Genomic DNA, 17692 nt, shown 5'->3' with positions numbered 1-17692 from the left:
GCCGGTCGTTCATTTCGGTCGTTCCGGCCCTGATCGGACGGGGTCCGGGCCGGTTCGGGGGCCCGCCGCGACGCTGCGCTAGCCTGGCCAGTCCCGGGGCGGAGCGAACTGCGCCGGCATCCATGACGGCTCCGCGCCGCGGTGCGGGCCACAAGCTCGACAGGAGTCATTCATGCCTACTCGTGTGGCAAGCACGCAATGGAGCGGCGGGCTGCAGGACGGTTCCGGGCAGGTCACCCTGACCAGTTCCGGCACCGGCACCTTCGACGTCTCCTTCCCTCGGCGAGCCGCCGAGGACGCCGAGGGCGTCACCAGCCCCGAGGAACTGGTCGCGGCCGCGCACTCCTCCTGCTTCTCGATGGCGCTGTCCAACGAGCTCACCCAGGCCGGCGGCACGGTCAACAGCCTGGTCACCGAGGCGGCCGTCTCGCTGGGCCCGGATCCGGCCGGCGGGTTCCGGTTGACCGGCATCAAGATCACCGTTCGGGGCCAGGTCGACGGCCTGGACAACGACGGGTTCGTCAAGGCGGCGGAGGCGGCCAAGGCCGGCTGCCCGATCTCCAAGGCGCTGACTGGGACAACAATCACCCTTGATGCCGCCCTGGCCTGAGCAACCCCGGTTGTGACCTGCGACAATGCGCCCGCCCACATCGGCGGGCGCATTGTTCGTCAGTCGTCGTTCACTATTCTTCGCGCGCCGCGAAGATTCGGCGGCAATACGATCTGTGCATGGTGAGTAACGGACTGGAATCTGCGCGCGTCCTGATGGCCGAGGGCGGCGTGCACCCGCGCGCGATCGCGGTTTTTGCCCATTCGTACGAGATTCTGGCCTCGGGCGAGACCGGCCTGCTGCCGGAGCCGGACCTGGAGCCGATCGCCGAGCTGCCTCGGCTGGCCGACCTGAACACCGACCCCGAGGCCGCGAAGGCGGCCATGGCGGCGACCGCCGTGGTCAAGCTCAACGGCGGCCTGGGCACGTCCATGGGGATGGATCGGGCCAAGTCGCTCCTCGAGGTGCGACCGGGCAAGAGCTTCCTGGACATCATCGCCGAGCAGATCCTGGCCTTGCGGGCCGAGTACGGCGTTGGCCTGCCGGTCGTGTTCATGGACAGCTTCCGCACGTCGGACGACACTCTCGCGGCCCTGGCCGCGCATCCCGGCCTGGAGACCGACGGCCTGCCGCTGGACTTCCTGCAGAACCGCGAGCCCAAGCTGCGCTCGGACGACCTGACCCCGGTGAGCTGGCCGGCCGACCCATCGCTCGAGTGGTGCCCACCCGGGCACGGTGACATCTACACCGCGCTCGACGCCAGCGGCCTGTTGCAGTCGCTGCTGGCCAAGGGCTACCGGTACCTGTTCGTCTCCAACGCCGACAACCTGGGCGCACGCCCGGATCCGGCGCTGGCCGCCTGGTTCGCCGCGTCCGGCGCGCCGTTCGCGGCCGAGTTCTGCCGGCGCACCGCGGCCGACCGCAAGGGTGGGCACCTGGCCCGCCGGGCGGCCGATGGCCAGCTGGTGCTGCGGGAGTCGGCGCAGACCCGTCCGGAGGACGAGGACGCATTCGGCGACATCGAGCGGCACAAGTTCTTCAACACCAACAACCTGTGGCTGGATCTGGTCGCGCTGGACGCGGTGATGCAGGCCAACGACGGGGTGCTCGGCCTGCCGATCATCCGCAACGTCAAGACCGTCGACCCCGCGGATCCGACCTCACCCGAGGTGATCCAGATCGAGACCGCGATGGGGGCGGCGATCGGCGTGTTCGAGGGTGCCGCCGCCATCGAGGTTCCGAGGTCCCGGTTCCTGCCGGTCAAGGCGACCAGCGATCTGCTGGTGCTGCGCTCCGACGCCTACGAGCTGGTCGACGGCGCGCAGGTGCGGCTGGCCCCGTCCCGGTCCGCGGCCCCGCTGGTCGACTTGGACAAACCGTACAAGCTGGTCGGCGACTTCGACGCCCGGTTCCCGCACGGGGCCCCCTCGCTGGTCGAGTGCGAAAAGCTCACCGTCAAGGGTGACTGGACGTTCGGTCGCGACGTCCGGGCGGTCGGCGTGGCCTCGGTGTCTGCCGACGGCTCGCCCGGCACCATCGCCGACGGCACCGTCCTGGGCGGCTGACCCAGTCGGCACCTCCTGACCCGCGCGGATCATCTACGCCCGCGCGGATGAAGTAGCCCCGAATGTGACCGGGGTGACGGTTGTCAACCACTTCATCCGCGCGGGCGTTCGCGCGTCCGGGCCGGTTCACCGATGAATTCGGGGCGGCCGGCCGGTCGACCCGAGTGACCCCGCCTCGGACCCGCAGGAGCCCGCCATGCCCCAGCTCGACCTGATGCCCGCCGCCACCGCCGTCGGCCTCCTCGTGCAGGAGGTCCCGGACGACCGATTGGGCGACCCGACGCCGTGCCCCGACTACACCGTGGGCGACCTGGTCGAGCACATCGGCGGGCTGGCGGTGGCCTTCACCGCGGCTGCGCAGAAGGATCTCGGCGCGTTCACGAACTCGGCGCCACAGCCCGACGCGGCCCGGTTGACACCGGATTGGCGCACTCGGATCTCGGCCGACCTGACCGCCCTGGCCGTGGCCTGGCAGCAGCCGGAGGCGTGGACCGGAATGACCAGGGCCGGTGGCGTCGACCTGCCCGGGGAGGTCGGCGGCCTGGTCGCGCTCGACGAGATCGTGCTGCATGGTTGGGATCTGGCGGTCGCGACGGGTCAGGGATTCCAGGTCGAACCGGACCTGTTGACCGCCGTGCACGGCTTCGTCGCGTCCTTCGACCCGGACCCGGACGCCCAGAATCGGCTGTTCGGGCCCATCGTGGCGGTGCCCGGGGACGCTCCGTTGCTCGATCGAGTGCTGGGCCTGGCCGGGCGGGACCCGGCGTGGCCGCGGGGGTGACGCGCGGATGACCTGTGGACGGCCGCGCGGACGAAGTAATTGACAGCCGTCACACCGGTCACATTCGCGGTGATTGCAGCCGCGCCGGCCTAGTTGATCCGCGCGGGGGGAGGGGGCGGGGACGGGTGGGCAAGGCCGACGAGGCGGGCCGCCTTGAGCTCCGTCTCCTCCCACTCGGCCGCAGCGTCGGACGAGTAGGTGATGCCCGCGCCGGTGCCGAAGTGGATCCGGTCGGGGCCACCGAAGAAGGTGCGGATGGCCACGGCCAGCCGAGCCTGCTGCCGCTCGCCGTCGACGAAGCCGAAGGCGCCGCAGTAGATCCCGCGAGGCTCCGGCTCCAGTTCGGCGATCACCTCGAGGGCGCGAAGTTTGGGCGCCCCCGTCACCGACCCAGGCGGAAAGGTCGCGGCCAGGATCTGCGCCCAACCGGCACCGGGCGCGAGCCGGGCGGTCACCGTCGACACCAGGTGGGCCAACCCCGGGTGCTCCTGCCGGGCCAACAGCTCGGTGACCACCACCGAACCGGGTCGGGCGATCCGGCCCAGGTCGTTGCGGACCAGATCCGTGATCATGATGTTCTCCGGGTAGTCCTTGTCCGCGAACGGTTCCCCCGGCCGGGTGGTGCCCTTGATCGGTGACGAAGTGACGACGTCGCCGTCGCGGGACAGGAACAGCTCAGGTGACGCGCTGACGACCCACTCCGCACCCAGGTGCAGCACACCCTGCAGCGGCGCCGGATTGCCGGCGGCCAGCCGGTGCGCCAGCGGCAGCGGATCGGCCGGCCCCGGCAACCCGGCGGTCAACATCCGGCACAGGTTCACCTGATAAACATCGCCGGCCTCGATGTGCCGGCGGATCCGTGCCACCCCGTCCAGGAACGACGACCGGTCCAGGCTCGACCGCCAGGACCCGTCCGTCCCGAGCCACGGGCCGGCCGGCGCCGGCAATTCGGTCCGGACGACCCGGTCGAAGCGGTATCCGGTCAGCGCGCCCTCGAAGGTGCCGACCACCACCCACCAGCCCCGGTCCAGCGCCGACGGGTCCGCGACCAGATCGGCCACCGCGACCAGGTCGGTGGCCAGCCAGCCGCCGAGGTGCGCGTAGGGCGGGTCGATCGTCATCGCGGCTCAGCGTAGGAGGTCGCCGGAGGCACGTCGGCCCCCGCGTCGCCGACGTACCTCCCGTGCCCTTCGGCCGTGCGTGATGGAGGCCTCGCGGCGCGACCAGCGGGTCGGCCGGCCGCCGTGCCGACCGGCCGGGAGATACTGCTCCCCATGTCCTCCGAATCGATCCAGCCGCCGGTCCGCCTGGGCACCCGGATCGCCTACCGAAACCCCTGGATGAGCGTGCGTGAGGACACCCTCGTGCTGGCCGACGGCTCGACCGGCATCTACGGCATCGTCGACCGGGACGACTACGCGCTGGTCATCCCGGAGGAGAACGGCGGTTTCCATCTGGTCGAACAATTCCGGCACGCGGTTGGCCGCCGGTCCTGGGAGTTCCCGATGGGCAATTGGGCGCCGGGGAGGACGGGCGATCCGGCCGATCTCGCCCGCCATGAACTGCTCGAGGAGACCGGGTACACCGCGGCGACCTGGCGACGGCTGGGAGAGCGGCTGCACGGCTCGACCGGGTTCTGTTCGCAGGGCTTCGCCATCTGGCATGCCACCGACCTGACGCCCGGTGAGCACCGGCGAGAGATCACCGAGGCGGACATGGAGCAGGCGTTCGTCACCGAGGCCGAGTTCCGCCGGATGGTCAGCGACGGCCGGATCTTCGACGCGCCGACCATCTCCGCCTACGCGGTGCTGCGGTTGTCGGCCGACGCCCATCCGTAGACTCCGGACAGCGGGACCGGGCGGGGCGACCGGTCCGGCCCCCAGGACGCAGGGAGGCAGTGTGACCGGCGATCCCGCCGCTGCGGCCCCCAGCTCCTCGACCGACGGCCGGGGCCGGATCTGGACCATCCCGAACCTGCTGTCGTTCCTGCGGCTGCTCGGGGTGCCGCTGTTCCTCTACCTGCTGCTCGTGGTGCAGAGCGACGGTTGGGCGCTGGTGGTCCTCGCGGTCAGCGCGATCACCGACTGGGCCGACGGGAAGCTGGCCCGGCTGCTCGACCAGTACAGCCGGCTCGGCGAGCTGCTCGATCCGGCCGCGGACCGGTTGTACATCCTGGCCGCCCTCGTCGGGTTCGTCATCCGCGGCTTCATCCCGTGGTGGGTCGCCGTCCTGATCATCGGCCGGGACGTGGTGCTCTTCGCCACCCTGCCGATCCTGCGGCGGTACGGCTACACCGCGCTGCCGGTGCACTACCTGGGCAAGGCGGCGACGTTCTGCCTGCTGTACGGCCTTCCGTTCCTGCTGCTCGGGCAGAGCACCAGCGGGACGGTACTGGGACAGGTCTGTCTGCCGATCGCCTACGCGTTCATCGCCTGGGGGACCGTCATGTACCTGTGGGCGGGGGCGATCTACCTGGGTCAGGTGGCCTGGATCGTCCGGCACTGCCCGCCGGCGCCGAGGTACCGGTCCTGATGGCCGAGCAACCCTCCCGGAACCCGATCGCCCCACTGCTCGAATCGCTGGGCACCGACCATCTCGACCCCGGGTACGCAGAGGCGGCCGCCCGCACGCGCGCGGCGCCGGACGGACCGGGCCGACCCGGCCGGTCCCGCCGGACGCTGGTGCTGCTCGTGGTCGGTTGCCTGGTCGCCGGCCTCATCCTGGGCATCGCCGCGTGGCGGACGGACAGCAACGCGCCGCGGGCGGAGAACACCCGTGCGGCGCTGCTGGATGACATCCAGGCGGCGCAGGAGCGGCAGTCCCAGCTGGCCCTGTCGGCGACCCAGCTGGCCGAACAGCTGCGAGCCAGCCAATCGGCGGCGGGCGCGGCCGGCCCGGTCGCCGAGGTGACGGCGCTGGAGAACCAGGGGCAGCTCACCCCGGTGACGGGGCCCGGGCTGCGGATCACCCTGGACCAGCCGTCGGCCGGGCAGGGACCGGCGCAGGGTCAGGACCGTAGCGTCATCCTGGATCGCGACCTGCAATTGCTGGTCAACGACCTGTGGGCGTCCGGGGCGGAAGCGGTCGCCATCGGCGGGGTGCGGCTCAATACGCGCAGCGCGATCCGGCAGGCGGGTGGGGCGATCCTGGTCGACAACCGCCCGGTCTTCTGGCCGCTGTCCGTCGAGGCGATCGGCGATCCATCGGCCATGCAGGTGAAATTCATCAGCACCCCGTCGTACGGCCGGTTCTCCTCATTCGCCCAGCTGTACGGAATAGAGTTCGACCGGTCCGCGGTCGAGTCGTTGAGCCTGCCGGGGGGCACCGCCCCCGACCTGTTGCACGCGCAACCGGCCACCACGGCGGCCTCGCCCGAACCCACCGGATGATCCGCCCCGGCGGGGGAGTGATCCGGATCCGTCGGGTCCACCGAGCGAAACGAACGACCGGATCCACCCGGTGGATCCAACGAGGAGTGAACGGTGTACGCGGTCCTTGCCCTGATCGTCGGAGTGGCCGTCGGGTTGCTCGTGCACCCGACCGTGCCCGAATGGCTGGCTCCCTACCTGCCGATCGCCGTCGTGGCCGCGCTCGACGCGGTGTTCGGCGGGCTGCGGGCAAAACTGGACAACATCTTCGACGCCAAGGTTTTCGTGGTGTCGTTCGTGGCGAACGTGCTGGTCGCCGGGTTCATCGTGTTCCTTGGTGACCAACTGGGCGTGGGTACCCAGCTGTCCACGGCGGTCGTCGTCGTGCTCGGCATCCGAATCTTCGGCAATGCGGCGGCGATCCGCCGGCACATCTTCAAGGCATGACCGACGCCCCGGTCGAACCCGATCCCGAACCGCCCGCACAGTCCCGGTGGAGCGGCGGCGGCGCGCACGTGCTGATCGCGGCGCTGTGCGCGCTGCTGGGCTTCGCGGTGGTGCTGCAGGTGCAGCGCACCGCCGCCGGGGACACCCTGGCGGCCGCCCGCCCCGACGACCTGGTGCAGATCCTGGACGAGCTGCAACGGCGGGAGGACGACCTGAACTCCGAGATCGCCGGCCTGCAGGAGAGCCTGGGCCGGCTGCAGCGCAGTGGCGAGTCCAGCGAGGAGGCCCTGGCCGAGGCCCAGCGGCAGTCCGCGGCGCTGGGCATCCTGACCGGCACCGTCCCGGCGACCGGGCCCGGGGTGAGCATCGTGATCAACGATCCGGACGGCCGGGTGCCGCCGGAGGTGCTGCTGGATGCGATCCAGGAGCTGCGGAACGCCGGAGCCGAAGCGTTCCAGGTCGGTCCGGTCCGGATCGGCGTGGACTCGGCGTTCACCGGTTCGGGCGGCGCGGTCGTGCTGGACGGCCGGGCCCTGACCGCCCCGTACACGATCACCGCCGTCGGCGACCCACCCACCCTGGCCGCCGCGCTGGCCATCCCGGGCGGGGTCCTGGACACCGTGCGCCGGGCGGGCGGCACGATGGACGTGACGCAGTCCGACCGGGTGACCGTCGACGCCTTGCGGCAGCCCCGGGAACCGCTCTACGCTCGCCCCGCTCAGTGACCCAGAAAGACCCGGACACCGCTCCCCATCAGCAGAAAGGCCGCCGACCGTGATCCCTGAGGACCTGCGGTACAGCTCCGAGCACGAATGGGTGCGAACCCGGGACGGTGGAGAGGCGACCGACGGTGTCACCGTCGCCCGGGTCGGCATCACCGACTACGCACAGAATTCGCTCGGCGACATCGTTTTCGTGCAGATGCCCGAACCGGGCACCACCGTCGAACCGGGTGACGCGATCGGCGAGGTGGAGTCGACCAAGTCGGTGTCGGAGATTTTCGCCCCGCTCGGCGGCACGGTGGTGGCTCGCAACGACGCCTTGGACTCGTCGCCGGAACTGGTCAACAGCGACCCCTACGGCGACGGCTGGATGCTCGAGATCGAGCTGACCGATCCCGCCCAGCTGGATGAAATGCTCGACGGGAGCGCCTACGCGGAGCTGATCGGGGAGGGCTGACCGGTGCCCGCGCTGCGACACGCCGGAACGGCACGGTACGGTCGACAGAACGGGAAACGTCGTTGATCGGGCCGATGAGCCACGGTGAAGCGAAGGAGTGACTGGTGACTGAGAGCGACCGCGGGTCCGGACCTCTGCCCGCGTCCGCGGCGGCCGGGTCGTCGGCGGCGTCGGACTCGACGTCGATCTTCGCCGGTGGTCTGTTCGGGGTCACGGAGCCAGACTCCGCCGATGAGGTCATCGGCGGCGTCGACGGCCTGTCGTCGGGGACGGCGCTGCTGGTCGTCAAGCGCGGACCGAACGCCGGCTCACGCTTCCTGCTCGACCGCGACAAGGTGACCGCCGGTCGGCATCCGGAGAGCGACATCTTCCTGGACGACGTGACGGTGTCCCGTCGACACGCCGAGTTCCGCCGGACGGCCGAGGGATTCGAGGTTGCCGATATAGGTTCGTTGAACGGCACCTATGTCAACCGCGAGCCCATCGAGGTGTCCCCGCTGACCAACGGCGACGAGGTTCAGATCGGCAAGTTCCGGCTGGTGTTCCTGTCGGGCGACCAGGCCCAGGGCGACACCAGGTCATGAGCGAAGCCGGTCCACCGACCGGGCCGATGGCGTTGGGGGCAGTGGGGCGGCTCGTCGGGCGACCGGTGGTGCCCGGGTCTGGCCAGCCGATCGCGAACGGGTGCGGGTGAGTTCACGATGTCGACGTCATTAGCCGAGTCCGATCCACCGACGAACACCCGGCTGTCCATCGGCGCCGTCGAGGCCCAGCTCAAGCCGGAGTTCCCCGAGGTCACCATCTCCAAGATCCGGTTCCTGGAGTCCGAGGGCCTGGTCACCCCACACCGGACGCCGTCCGGCTACCGGCAGTTCAGCCCGGCCGACGTCGGCCGGCTGCGCTACGTGCTGGCCGCCCAGCGCGACCAGTACCTGCCGCTGAAGGTGATCAAGGACCATCTGGACGCCATCGATCGGGGTCTGGAGCCCGCCCGTCCGGAGGCCCGGATGCCGGCGGCCCTGCATGCCGCCGAGGCGCCGACGCCGCGGGAATTCGCCACCGGCACCGAGATTCGGATGACCCGGGCCGAACTGCTCGTGCATTCGGGCCTGAGCGCGACCTCGCTGGCCGAACTGGAGCAGTTCGGTCTGCTGGCGGCCGGGCCGGGCGGGTACTTCGACGCGGACGCCGCGCATGTCGCGTCGACCTCGGCCGAGCTGCTGGCCGTGGGGCTGGAGCCTCGGCACCTGCGGTCGTTCCGGACGGCGGCGGACCGGGAGGCCACCCTGATCACCCAGCTCGTCTCGGCGCAGGCCCGGCAACGCGACCCCGATGCCCGGGAACGGGCGGGGGCCGAAGCCGCGCAGTTGGCGGCCACCGTTCTGCGGCTGCACTCGCAGCTGGTCAAGGCCGGACTGCGTCGGGATCTCGGCCGTTGATGACCCTTCTCCGGGCGCCCACGGCGTTGCTTTCCGGCCGGCCACGGCCTGCGCGGCGAACCTCGTCGGGCGTGTAGCGTTTCGAGGTGACGGAGAAAGGCACACCGAGATGATCGAGATGCGGATCGTCGGCGTCCGGGTCGAAATGCCGACCCAGCAGCCGATTCTGATGCTGACCGAGGTCAACGGTCCGCGCAGCCTGCCGATCCTGATCGGTTCCGCCGAGGCCACCGCCATCGCGATGCATCAGCAGGGGGTGCGGCCGCCGCGTCCGCTGACCCATGACCTGCTCGGGAACGTGATTGCCGCGCTCGGTCGCTCGGTCACCCAGGTGCGGGTGGTCGACTTCCGGGAGGGCACCTTCTTCGGTGAGCTGGCCTTCGACAACGGCACCACGGTCTCGGCCCGGCCCTCCGATGCGATCGCCCTGGCCGTGCGGGTCGACATTCCGGTGTTCGTCGAGGAATCGGTCCTCGCCGAGGCCGGCATCGTCATCCCGGAGAGCCCGGAAGAGGAAGGCTCGGACGACGCGGCGGAGGTCGGGGACGCCGAGGACGAGGTCGAACGGTTCCGCGAGTTCCTCGATTCCGTGTCGCCCGACGACTTCGGCGGCGAGCAGAAGCCCTGACCGGCTGGGTGCCGTGGACGGCGTCGGGCAATCCGACCCCGCCGGGTTTGCCGGGCGCGCCCTTTGCGCGGTGGTTGGCGGGTCTGCTCGGTGGTTGGCGGGCATCGTGCGCTCGGCCGCGGAGGTCACAAAGCGATAACCCCAGGCGCAGCCGGCGGACACGCCAGCCCCGGACGTTGACCCCCGGCCCGGCACGGGCCTACCGTCATCAAGTCACGCACATGTGATTCCGGCCGCGACAGCGGTCCCGATGAATGTTCTTCCTTGGAGAGGTGGCGGGATGGTCGAGCAGGAGCAGGCTGCTCTGTTCCCGAACACGTCCCTGCCGGACGAACACGTCGGTTACCGCGGGCCGACGGCCTGTAGCGCGACCGGCATCACGTACCGGCAGCTCGACTACTGGGCGCGGACGGGCCTGGTCGTCCCCACCGTGCGTGGCGCCCAGGGTTCGGGCAGTCAGCGCCTGTACTCGTTCAAGGACATCCTGGTGCTCCGAGTGGTCAAGCGGCTGCTGGACACCGGGGTCTCGTTGCAGAACATCCGGGTCGCGGTCGAGCACCTGCGGGCCCGCGGGGTCGAGGATCTGGCCGGGGTCACCCTGTTCTCCGACGGCACGACCGTCTACGAGTGCACGTCGCCCGAGGAGATCGTCGACCTGCTGCAGGGCGGCCAGGGTGTGTTCGGCATCGCCGTCGGCGGCACCATGAAGGAGATCACCGGCTCGCTGGCCGAGTTCCCGCAGGAGCGGGTCGAGGGCGATCGGGTGGTCCCCGTCGAGCGCGACGAGCTGTCCGAGCGCCGGCGCGCCCGCACCGCCGGCTGACTGACCGCCTCCATCCGGCGCGGCCACCCAGCGGGACGGCCGGCCGGACTGCGTTTCCGCGGCAACGCCGGTGTCAGGTATCCCACCCACCCCTTCATGGCCGACGGCCGGCTCTCCGACGCCGGTGGTGGGCCAGTGGTGGTCGCCAGCCCGGGTCGTATGGGTCGAGCTGGCGCCGAGAGCGCGCCCACGGACGAGGAGCGCGCGGCTTGCTCCGCCGGTGCTGCGCGCCCGCGGAGCGCTGCGGGCCGTCGGCATCCAGGCGGCGCCGGTGGCGCCCCGCTCCCGGCCAAGGTCAGGTTCGATGAGCCGTCCCCCGGTCGGGCGCCACTTTCGTTCGCGCAACTAATGAGGTAAACTAATGACATGACCGATGACCACTCCGTGCCGCAGGGGCCGGACCCGGCTGTGCCGGGCCTGCCCCCGCTGGACCTGGAGTCGGTGGCCGCCCTGCGCGGCGCCGTGCTCCGGCTGGGTCGTCGGCTGCGCTACCAGACATTGGGCGACGGCGACCTGTCCGCGACCGAACTGGCCGTGCTCGGCCGGATCGGCCGGTGCGGACCGATGGCCCCCAGCGCGCTGGCGCGGGCCGAGCACGTCAAGCCGCCGTCGATGACCAAGGTGATCGAGAGCCTGGAAGAACGCCACCTCGTGCGCCGCGACCCGCATCCGACGGACCGACGGCAGTGCCTGATCTCCCGCACCGACAAGGGGGAGGCATTCGTCCTGGAGACCCGTCGACGGCGGACCGCGTGGCTCGCGCAACAGATGAGTGAGCTCTCCCCGGACGAGCGCGCGACGCTGCTGGCGGCCGGGCCCGTGCTGGACCTGCTGGCGGACCGGCCATGACGACCCGACGCGTCCAGATCCGCCGGCACGACGCCGGTCGGTCGAACGCCCCACGCCGCCCGGACCATCGAGCGGGCCGTGGCGGCGGGTCGTGCCCCGCGACGGGTCCGACCGGGCCGGTGGGCGGGACGGCGGCTGCGCTCGATCGGATGATCGACACCACCGACGGGCCGGGGCCGAACAATGCTGCCGGGAGGGGATCGAGCACCGGTGTCCGGCCGCCGAACGAGGCGTACCCGGTCGCCGGTGTCGACCGGCCGACTGATCGGCGCCCGGCCCCGGACGACGCGCGATCGAACGAAGTCGGCCGGGCGATGAATGCCCGACCCGCGGGCTCCGTCGCCCCACCCGTACCGCCGCCGCCGGCACCGACGGCAGAGCCGACAGGGACGACAACGCCGACTGGGGCGACACCGACCGAACGATCCCGGCCCAGCACCTTCGCCGCGCTGCGGGTGCGCAACTACCGGCTCTTCTTCGCCGGCCAGATCGTGTCGAACACCGGTACCTGGATGCAGCGGATCGCCCAGGACTGGCTCGTCCTGGAGTTGACGAAGTCGCCGCTGGCGGTCGGCATCACGACGGCGCTGCAGTTCCTGCCGATGCTGCTGTTCGGGCTGTGGGGCGGGCTGATCGCCGACCGCTACCCCAAGCGGCGGCTGCTGCTGATCACCCAGGCGTCGATGGGCGCCCTCGCCGTGCTGCTGACCGTTCTCACCCTGACCGGGGCAGTCGAGGTGTGGCAGGTCTACGTGATCGCGTTCGGCCTTGGCCTCGCCACGGTGGTGGACAATCCGACCCGCCAGACGTTCGTCAACGAGATGGTGCCGACCGAGCTGGTCCGCAACGCCGTCGGGCTGAACTCAGGCAATTTCCAGCTGGCCCGGATGCTCGGGCCCGCGGTCGCCGGCGTGCTCATCGCCGCCGTCGGCATCGGCTGGGCATTCGCGTTCAACGCGCTGAGCTTCGTGGCCGTGCTGGTCGCCCTGCTGATGATGCGACCCGCCGAGCTGCAACGGCTGCCGCACGCAACCCGGGCCCGCGGCCAGCTCCGGGAGGGGCTGCGCTACGTGCGGCAGAACCCGATCCTGCTGTGGCCCATCGTGCTCGTCTTCTTCATCGGGACGTTCGGCTACAACTTCGCGATCATCCTGTCCGCGTACACCCAGAACGTCTTCCAGTCGGGCGCGGACCTGTACGGCCTGCTGAATACGGCGATGGCGGCCGGTTCCGTCACCGGGGCCTTGTTCGCCGCTCGGCGAACGTCGGCGAGCCTGCCGGTGCTGTTCTCGTCGGCGGCCGGCTTCGGCCTGGGCCTGGTGGTGCTCGGGTTGACCCCGTGGTTCTGGCCGTTCTTGATCCTGCTGGTCGTGGTCGGGTTCGTCTCCGTCACCTTCAACACGTTGGGCAACGCCACGGTCCAGCTGTCCAGCTCCCCGGAGCTGCGCGGCCGGGTGATGAGCCTGTACATGCTGGTCTTCATGGGCGGCACGCCGATCGGCGCGCCGATCGTCGGGGCCATCACCCAGCAATGGGGGGCGCCGACCGCCCTGGTCGTCTCGGGCCTGATCTGCCTGCTCGCCGCGGTCGGTGCGGCGGTGTTGGCGGCCCGGTCGGAGGGTTCGTCGCTGCGGATCCGGGTGCCGGCGGCGGTGCGTCGGGTGGCCGGTCGGGCGCGGCTCGCCCACTGACGGCGGGGCGTGGTTCCCGAACGGATGACGACCCGCTGGTCGTGTGACGTCGGGCGAGAATGACCATCACCACACCAATCCATGACTCAGAGTGCATATCGACGCACCCAGGTTGTAGCCCTTTCGGGCGAACAAGCCGGCCGAATCCGATTGCTGATGGTCGTCTTCGTATACTCAGCGTTGATCAATGCCCGGGGGCGGTGCCGCACTGTCGTGGTCGTCCCGATGTGCTCCGACGCCTGAACACTCCGGGGGGATCCGGCCCATGGAAGACGCGAGCTTCGGTCCGTACGAATTGCGCGGCCTGCTCGGCCGCGGTGGCATGGGCGTGGTCTACGAGGCGTTCGACCGTGAGCAGAACCGGGTGGTCGCGCTCAAGCTGCTGCCCAAGGCGCTGATCCAGGACGAGGGCTTCGTCGAGCGGTTCCGCCGGGAGTCGTTCGCCGCGGCCCGCCTGTCCGATCCGCACGTCATTCCGATCCATCGCTACGGGGACATCGACGGCCGGTTGTACCTGGACATGCGACTGGTCCGCGGGCGCGACCTGGGCCAGGTGATCGAGCAGGACGCCCCGCTGCCGGTCTCCCGCGCGGTGTCGTTCATCGCCCAGGCGGCCGAGGCACTGGACGCGGCGCACGCCGACAATCTGGTCCATCGGGACGTCAAGCCGTCAAACCTGCTGGTGACCCGGCACGATTTCGTCTACCTGGTCGACTTCGGGATCGCGCACGTCTTCGGCATGTCGACCAGCGGCCAGGCGCTCACCGCGACGGGCGCCACCATCGGGACGCTCGACTACATGGCGCCCGAGCGGTTCACCGGCCGCGGTGAGGTCGACGCCCGGGCCGACGTGTATTCGCTGGCCTGCGTGCTCTACGAAAGCCTGACCGGACAACGGCCCTACCCGGTGGACGGGTTGCCCGCGCTCATGCACGCCCACCTGGACTCCCCGGCCCCGCGAGCGGGCGCGGTCCGGCCGGACGTGCCGGCCGCACTGGACCGGGTGATCGCGATCGGGATGGCCAAGGACCCGGCGGCGCGGTATCCGAGCACCGGGGACTTGGCTCGCGCCGCCACACAGGCGGTCCACGGAGCCGCGCACGCACCCGGCGTAGGGGTGACCCTGCCGGGCGTCGGGATCACCCATCCGCCAACCGACCCGCGCATCCCGTCGCCCGACGCCGGCGCCGGCACCCCCGCCCCGGCGACCCTGCTGGGGCCGGGCGCGACCCCAGGCCGGGGCGGTCCACCTGCCCCGCCGACCCTGCTCGGGCCGGGCGCGCCCGCACGCCCGGGTGGTCCGCCCCCTCCGCCGACCTTCGGCGCGCCCGTCACCGTCCCGGCCGGTGGTGGCCCAGACGGCCGGCGCCCCCGCGCGGCCGTCTGGCTGGTGGCCGCTGCGTCGGTCATCGTGGTTGCCGCCGTTGCCGGCATCCTGGTCTGGCGGCTGACCGGAGGCGTCACGACGGCCGGCGGGCGGGAGACCGCCGGCCCGGTGGCGGCGACGGAACCGGCCGCAGCCTCGGCCCCGCCATCGGGGCCATCGCCGGTTCCGGCGCCGGCGCCGCCCGTCTCGTCCGCGCCGACCTCGGCGCCGCCGGGCACGGTGGTGGTGACCAGCACCGTGCAGCAGACCGTCACCCAGGCCCAGCCGTTCACCCCGGCCCCGCAACCACTGCCGGAGCCGGTGCGCGGGTCGGGGGATCTCGGGCTGGCCACGCCCATCGCCAACGTCGGCTGTACCAGCCAGTACCTGACGTTCGTGCACTCGGCCACCACGCCCGGCGCGTACCAGCAGGAGGTGGCCTCGATGCTGGCCGCCTTCCCCGGTTCGTCCTACCTGCGAACCGATGCCTCCTGCGGCTCGCTGGCCCCGAATCTGAACGGGAACCCCATCTACGGGGTCTATCTCGGGCCCTTCGGCCGAGACGACGCCGCGTGTGCGGCCCGGCCGACCGCGTCGAGCTACGTGAAGGTGTTGGCCACGGGCGTCGGGCCGGACGAATCCGCGATCGAGTGCTGACCCCGGGAGCGGCACCCGGGCTGCTCCTGGTGGTCGACGGGCGGCGGGTCCCGGTGCCGGCCGGGGCGCCGTTCGTGGTCGGTCGCGGGCCCGGCGCCCACCTGGATCTGGCGCACCCGAAGGTGTCCCGGCGGCACCTCGTGCTGGTGGCGACCGGGGCCGGTTGGGTGATCACCGACCACAGCAGCAACGGCACCTACGTCGGGCCCCACCGGATCGAGCGGCTGGACGTTCGTCAGCCCTTGGTCCTGCGGCTGGGCGGCGCGGACGACGGGGCCGTGCTCCAGGTCCTGCTCGGCGGCGTCCCGGACGCCGGACCGTCGCCGTCGGATCCGGGGCCGACCCAGGTGCACACGGTGCGCGGCCGGAAGCGAGTGACGGTGGGTCGCCTGCCGGGCAACGACGTCGTCCTCGACGACCTGCTGGTGTCCCGGAACCATGCCGTGCTGGAGCGGCGCGGGTCGCAGTGGCAGCTGACCGATCTGGGCTCGGGCAACGGCACCTTCGTCAACGGCCGGCGGATCGACTCGGCCGTGATCACCCCGGCCGACGTGATCGGCGTGGGCCGATCGTTGCTTCGACTCGATGGCGACACCCTGATCGAGACGGCGGACCGGGGCGGTCCCGGGTTCGCCGCCGACAGCCTGACCGTGACGACCGGCAAGGGTCGAACCCTGCTGCAGGGAGTGGGATTCGAGCTGCCGCCGACCAGCCTGCTCGCGGTCATCGGGCCCAGCGGCGCCGGCAAGTCGACGTTGTTGGGCGCGCTCACCGGGTCGCGGCCGGCCGACTCGGGCAGCGTGCACTACGGCGACCGCGATCTGTACCGGGACTACGACGAGCTGCGGCACCGCATCGCCGTCGTGCCGCAGGACGACGTGCTGCACACCCAGCTGACCGTCCGGCAGGCGCTGCAGTACGCCGCGCGGCTGCGCTTCCCGGCCGATACGGCCGAATCGGATCGCCGCGCCAGGATCGATGAGGTGCTGGCCGAACTCGGCCTGACCGCGCACGCCGACCAGCGGATCTCCAGTCTGTCCGGTGGGCAACGCAAACGGACCAGCGTCGCCCTCGAGCTGTTGACCAAGCCCTCGTTGCTGTTCCTCGACGAGCCCACCTCCGGGCTCGATCCCGGGATGGATCGATCGGTCATGCACACCCTGCGGGACCTTGCCGACGAAGGCCGCACCGTCGTGGTGGTCACCCACAACGTGGCCAATCTGGCGTTGTGCGACCGGGTGCTGGTGCTCGCGCCGGGCGGCTGGGTGGCGTACTACGGACCGCCGGACGAGGCGCTGCACTACTTCGGCCAGGCGGACTTCGCCGAAGTGTTCCAGCTGCTGCCGGCCCGGGACGGCGAGTTCTGGGCCACCCGCTTCGCCGGCTCCGCCGCCGGCCAGCACGGTGCGCGGGCGGATCCGGCCCGCCGGGTGGCCGGTGCGTCGATGACCGGCGTCGACGGCCGGGCGGGGGTGATGGCGCACCGGCAGCAGGGCGCCGGGCGTCAGTTCGGCGTGCTCAGCCGCCGCTACCTGGCGGTGATCGCCGCCGACCGGCAGTACGCGATCTTCCTGGCCGCGCTGCCGCTGGTCCTGAGCCTGTTGGCCCGGGCCGTTCCCGGTTCGGCCGGGCTGTCCGTGAGCGCCGCGGTCGCCGGGGACGACCCCCAACCGCAACAGCTGTTGCTCGTGCTGATCATCGGCGGCTGCCTGATGGGCACCGCCGGCGCGGTCCGCGAACTCATCAAGGAACGTCCCATCTACCTGCGGGAACGGGCCATCGGCCTGGGTATCGGACCGTATCTGGCGTCCAAGATCGTCGTCCTCGGGCTGGTGACCGCGATGCAGTCGGCATTGTTCGTCGCGTTGGCCACCCTGGGGCGTGAGCCCCCCGACTCGGCGGTGCTGCTGGGGTCCGGATCCGTCGAGGTCGGGCTCGCCGTGCTGGCCGTCACCGTGACGTCGATGATCCTCGGGCTGGCGATCTCCGCGGGCATCGACAACGCCGACCGCGGCATGCCGCTGCTGGTTCTGGTGATCATGGTCCAGCTCGTCCTGTGCGGCGGCCTCTTCGCGGTCGACGACCGGCCGGTCCTGGAGCAGCTGTCGTGGTTCGTGCCGGCCCGCTGGGCGTTCTCGATGGCGGCGGCCACCGTCGACCTCAGCCCGATCGTGCGCGGCACCGCGGACCCGACCTGGGAGCACGCCGTCCAGACCTGGCTGTTCGACGCCGGCGCGCTGGTCCTGCTGGCGGCGGCCTTCACCGCGCTGACCTGGGTGCTGCTGGCCCGGCTCGATCCGCGGCCGGCCCGCGCGCGTCCCTGACGGACCGCTACGAGCGACTGGCGCG

Annotated in this window: 18 protein-coding genes; 17 read left to right on the top strand and 1 reads right to left on the bottom strand. The window is 71.4% G+C overall.

Features of this window, described 5'->3' with window-relative positions; all coding sequences use genetic code 11:
* Positions 1 to 172: 172 nt before the first annotated feature.
* The 3 genes from ACILSK_RS07670 to ACILSK_RS07660 all read left to right on the top strand — a co-directional run bounded on the left by ACILSK_RS07670 (position 173) and on the right by ACILSK_RS07660 (position 2896).
* A complete protein-coding gene (locus ACILSK_RS07670; protein WP_395726553.1) occupies positions 173 to 610 on the top strand; it encodes an OsmC family peroxiredoxin in 438 nt (145 codons plus the stop codon).
* A 119-nt stretch (positions 611 to 729) separates the two neighbouring features.
* Positions 730 to 2115 (top strand): UTP--glucose-1-phosphate uridylyltransferase, encoded by a 1386-nt coding sequence (locus ACILSK_RS07665; protein ID WP_395726552.1) that lies wholly within the window; start codon positions 730 to 732, stop codon positions 2113 to 2115.
* A gap of 196 nt (positions 2116 to 2311) precedes the next feature.
* On the top strand, positions 2312 to 2896 hold the full coding sequence (locus ACILSK_RS07660; RefSeq protein WP_395726551.1) for a TIGR03086 family metal-binding protein: 585 nt from the start codon (positions 2312 to 2314) through the stop codon (positions 2894 to 2896).
* An 89-nt stretch (positions 2897 to 2985) separates the two neighbouring features.
* Here the strand turns inward: ACILSK_RS07660 and ACILSK_RS07655 are convergent, their stop codons facing one another.
* Positions 2986 to 4017 (bottom strand): chorismate-binding protein, encoded by a 1032-nt coding sequence (locus ACILSK_RS07655; protein ID WP_395726550.1) that lies wholly within the window; start codon positions 4015 to 4017, stop codon positions 2986 to 2988.
* 153 nt (positions 4018 to 4170) lie between these two features.
* On the opposite strand from ACILSK_RS07655, the gene ACILSK_RS07650 reads away from it, so the two are divergent.
* The 14 genes from ACILSK_RS07650 (at position 4171) to ACILSK_RS07585 (ending at position 17667) form a co-directional block, all read left to right on the top strand.
* Positions 4171 to 4734, top strand: coding sequence for an NUDIX domain-containing protein (locus ACILSK_RS07650; RefSeq protein WP_395726549.1), 564 nt, complete (start codon positions 4171 to 4173; stop codon positions 4732 to 4734).
* A gap of 61 nt (positions 4735 to 4795) precedes the next feature.
* Complete coding sequence (locus tag ACILSK_RS07645) at positions 4796 to 5428, top strand: CDP-alcohol phosphatidyltransferase family protein (RefSeq protein ID WP_395726548.1); 633 nt, start codon at positions 4796 to 4798, stop codon at positions 5426 to 5428.
* Complete coding sequence (locus ACILSK_RS07640) at positions 5428 to 6285, top strand: DUF881 domain-containing protein (protein WP_395726547.1); 858 nt, start codon at positions 5428 to 5430, stop codon at positions 6283 to 6285. The genes ACILSK_RS07645 and ACILSK_RS07640 overlap by 1 nt, the downstream gene beginning before the upstream one ends.
* Before the next feature lie 93 nt (positions 6286 to 6378).
* Positions 6379 to 6711, top strand: a complete 333-nt coding sequence (locus ACILSK_RS07635) for a small basic family protein (protein ID WP_395726546.1) — start codon at positions 6379 to 6381, stop codon at positions 6709 to 6711.
* Positions 6708 to 7436: a DUF881 domain-containing protein gene (locus tag ACILSK_RS07630; RefSeq protein WP_395726545.1), complete on the top strand. Its 729-nt coding sequence runs from the start codon at positions 6708 to 6710 to the stop codon at positions 7434 to 7436. The genes ACILSK_RS07635 and ACILSK_RS07630 overlap by 4 nt, the downstream gene beginning before the upstream one ends.
* A 49-nt stretch (positions 7437 to 7485) precedes the next feature.
* Positions 7486 to 7890, top strand: a complete 405-nt coding sequence (gcvH, locus tag ACILSK_RS07625) for a glycine cleavage system protein GcvH (protein ID WP_395726544.1) — start codon at positions 7486 to 7488, stop codon at positions 7888 to 7890.
* A gap of 101 nt (positions 7891 to 7991) precedes the next feature.
* A complete protein-coding gene (locus tag ACILSK_RS07620; RefSeq protein ID WP_395726680.1) occupies positions 7992 to 8474 on the top strand; it encodes an FHA domain-containing protein in 483 nt (160 codons plus the stop codon).
* Positions 8475 to 8591: 117 nt separating this feature from the next.
* On the top strand, positions 8592 to 9329 hold the full coding sequence (locus ACILSK_RS07615; RefSeq protein WP_395726543.1) for a MerR family transcriptional regulator: 738 nt from the start codon (positions 8592 to 8594) through the stop codon (positions 9327 to 9329).
* 109 nt (positions 9330 to 9438) lie between these two features.
* Positions 9439 to 9957, top strand: a complete 519-nt coding sequence (locus tag ACILSK_RS07610) for a bifunctional nuclease family protein (RefSeq protein ID WP_395726542.1) — start codon at positions 9439 to 9441, stop codon at positions 9955 to 9957.
* Between the two features lie 280 nt (positions 9958 to 10237).
* A complete protein-coding gene (locus tag ACILSK_RS07605) occupies positions 10238 to 10780 on the top strand; it encodes a MerR family transcriptional regulator (RefSeq protein WP_395726541.1) in 543 nt (180 codons plus the stop codon).
* Positions 10781 to 11146: 366 nt separating this feature from the next.
* Entirely contained in the window at positions 11147 to 11629 is a 483-nt protein-coding gene (locus tag ACILSK_RS07600; protein ID WP_395726540.1) for a MarR family winged helix-turn-helix transcriptional regulator, read from the top strand.
* Positions 11630 to 12084: 455 nt separating this feature from the next.
* Positions 12085 to 13320: an MFS transporter gene (locus tag ACILSK_RS07595; RefSeq protein WP_395726539.1), complete on the top strand. Its 1236-nt coding sequence runs from the start codon at positions 12085 to 12087 to the stop codon at positions 13318 to 13320.
* A 265-nt stretch (positions 13321 to 13585) separates the two neighbouring features.
* On the top strand, positions 13586 to 15343 hold the full coding sequence (locus ACILSK_RS07590) for a protein kinase domain-containing protein (RefSeq protein ID WP_395726538.1): 1758 nt from the start codon (positions 13586 to 13588) through the stop codon (positions 15341 to 15343).
* Positions 15337 to 17667: an FHA domain-containing protein gene (locus ACILSK_RS07585; RefSeq protein ID WP_395726537.1), complete on the top strand. Its 2331-nt coding sequence runs from the start codon at positions 15337 to 15339 to the stop codon at positions 17665 to 17667. Before ACILSK_RS07590 ends, ACILSK_RS07585 begins: the two co-directional genes overlap by 7 nt.
* Positions 17668 to 17692 lie beyond the last annotated feature (25 nt).

The organism is Nakamurella sp., assembly GCF_044224575.1.
Classification (GTDB): Bacteria; Actinomycetota; Actinomycetes; order Mycobacteriales; family Nakamurellaceae; genus Nakamurella.
The sequence above is the reverse complement of the archived record's forward strand: the minus strand, read 5'-3'. Positions and strand labels throughout refer to the sequence as shown.

What these genes read in the sequence shown, in the direction of transcription:
- ACILSK_RS07670 (WP_395726553.1), top strand. Translation starts at nt 173, where the DNA reads ATGCCTACTCGTGTGGCAAGCACGCAATGGAGCGGCGGGCTGCAGGAC.
- ACILSK_RS07665 (WP_395726552.1), top strand. Translation starts at nt 730, where the DNA reads ATGGTGAGTAACGGACTGGAATCTGCGCGCGTCCTGATGGCCGAGGGC.
- ACILSK_RS07660 (WP_395726551.1), top strand. Translation starts at nt 2,312, where the DNA reads ATGCCCCAGCTCGACCTGATGCCCGCCGCCACCGCCGTCGGCCTCCTC.
- ACILSK_RS07655 (WP_395726550.1), bottom strand. Translation starts at nt 4,017, where the DNA reads ATGACGATCGACCCGCCCTACGCGCACCTCGGCGGCTGGCTGGCCACC.
- ACILSK_RS07650 (WP_395726549.1), top strand. Translation starts at nt 4,171, where the DNA reads ATGTCCTCCGAATCGATCCAGCCGCCGGTCCGCCTGGGCACCCGGATC.
- ACILSK_RS07640 (WP_395726547.1), top strand. Translation starts at nt 5,428, where the DNA reads ATGGCCGAGCAACCCTCCCGGAACCCGATCGCCCCACTGCTCGAATCG.
- ACILSK_RS07630 (WP_395726545.1), top strand. Translation starts at nt 6,708, where the DNA reads ATGACCGACGCCCCGGTCGAACCCGATCCCGAACCGCCCGCACAGTCC.
- ACILSK_RS07615 (WP_395726543.1), top strand. Translation starts at nt 8,592, where the DNA reads ATGTCGACGTCATTAGCCGAGTCCGATCCACCGACGAACACCCGGCTG.
- ACILSK_RS07610 (WP_395726542.1), top strand. Translation starts at nt 9,439, where the DNA reads ATGATCGAGATGCGGATCGTCGGCGTCCGGGTCGAAATGCCGACCCAG.
- ACILSK_RS07605 (WP_395726541.1), top strand. Translation starts at nt 10,238, where the DNA reads ATGGTCGAGCAGGAGCAGGCTGCTCTGTTCCCGAACACGTCCCTGCCG.
- ACILSK_RS07600 (WP_395726540.1), top strand. Translation starts at nt 11,147, where the DNA reads ATGACCGATGACCACTCCGTGCCGCAGGGGCCGGACCCGGCTGTGCCG.
- ACILSK_RS07590 (WP_395726538.1), top strand. Translation starts at nt 13,586, where the DNA reads ATGGAAGACGCGAGCTTCGGTCCGTACGAATTGCGCGGCCTGCTCGGC.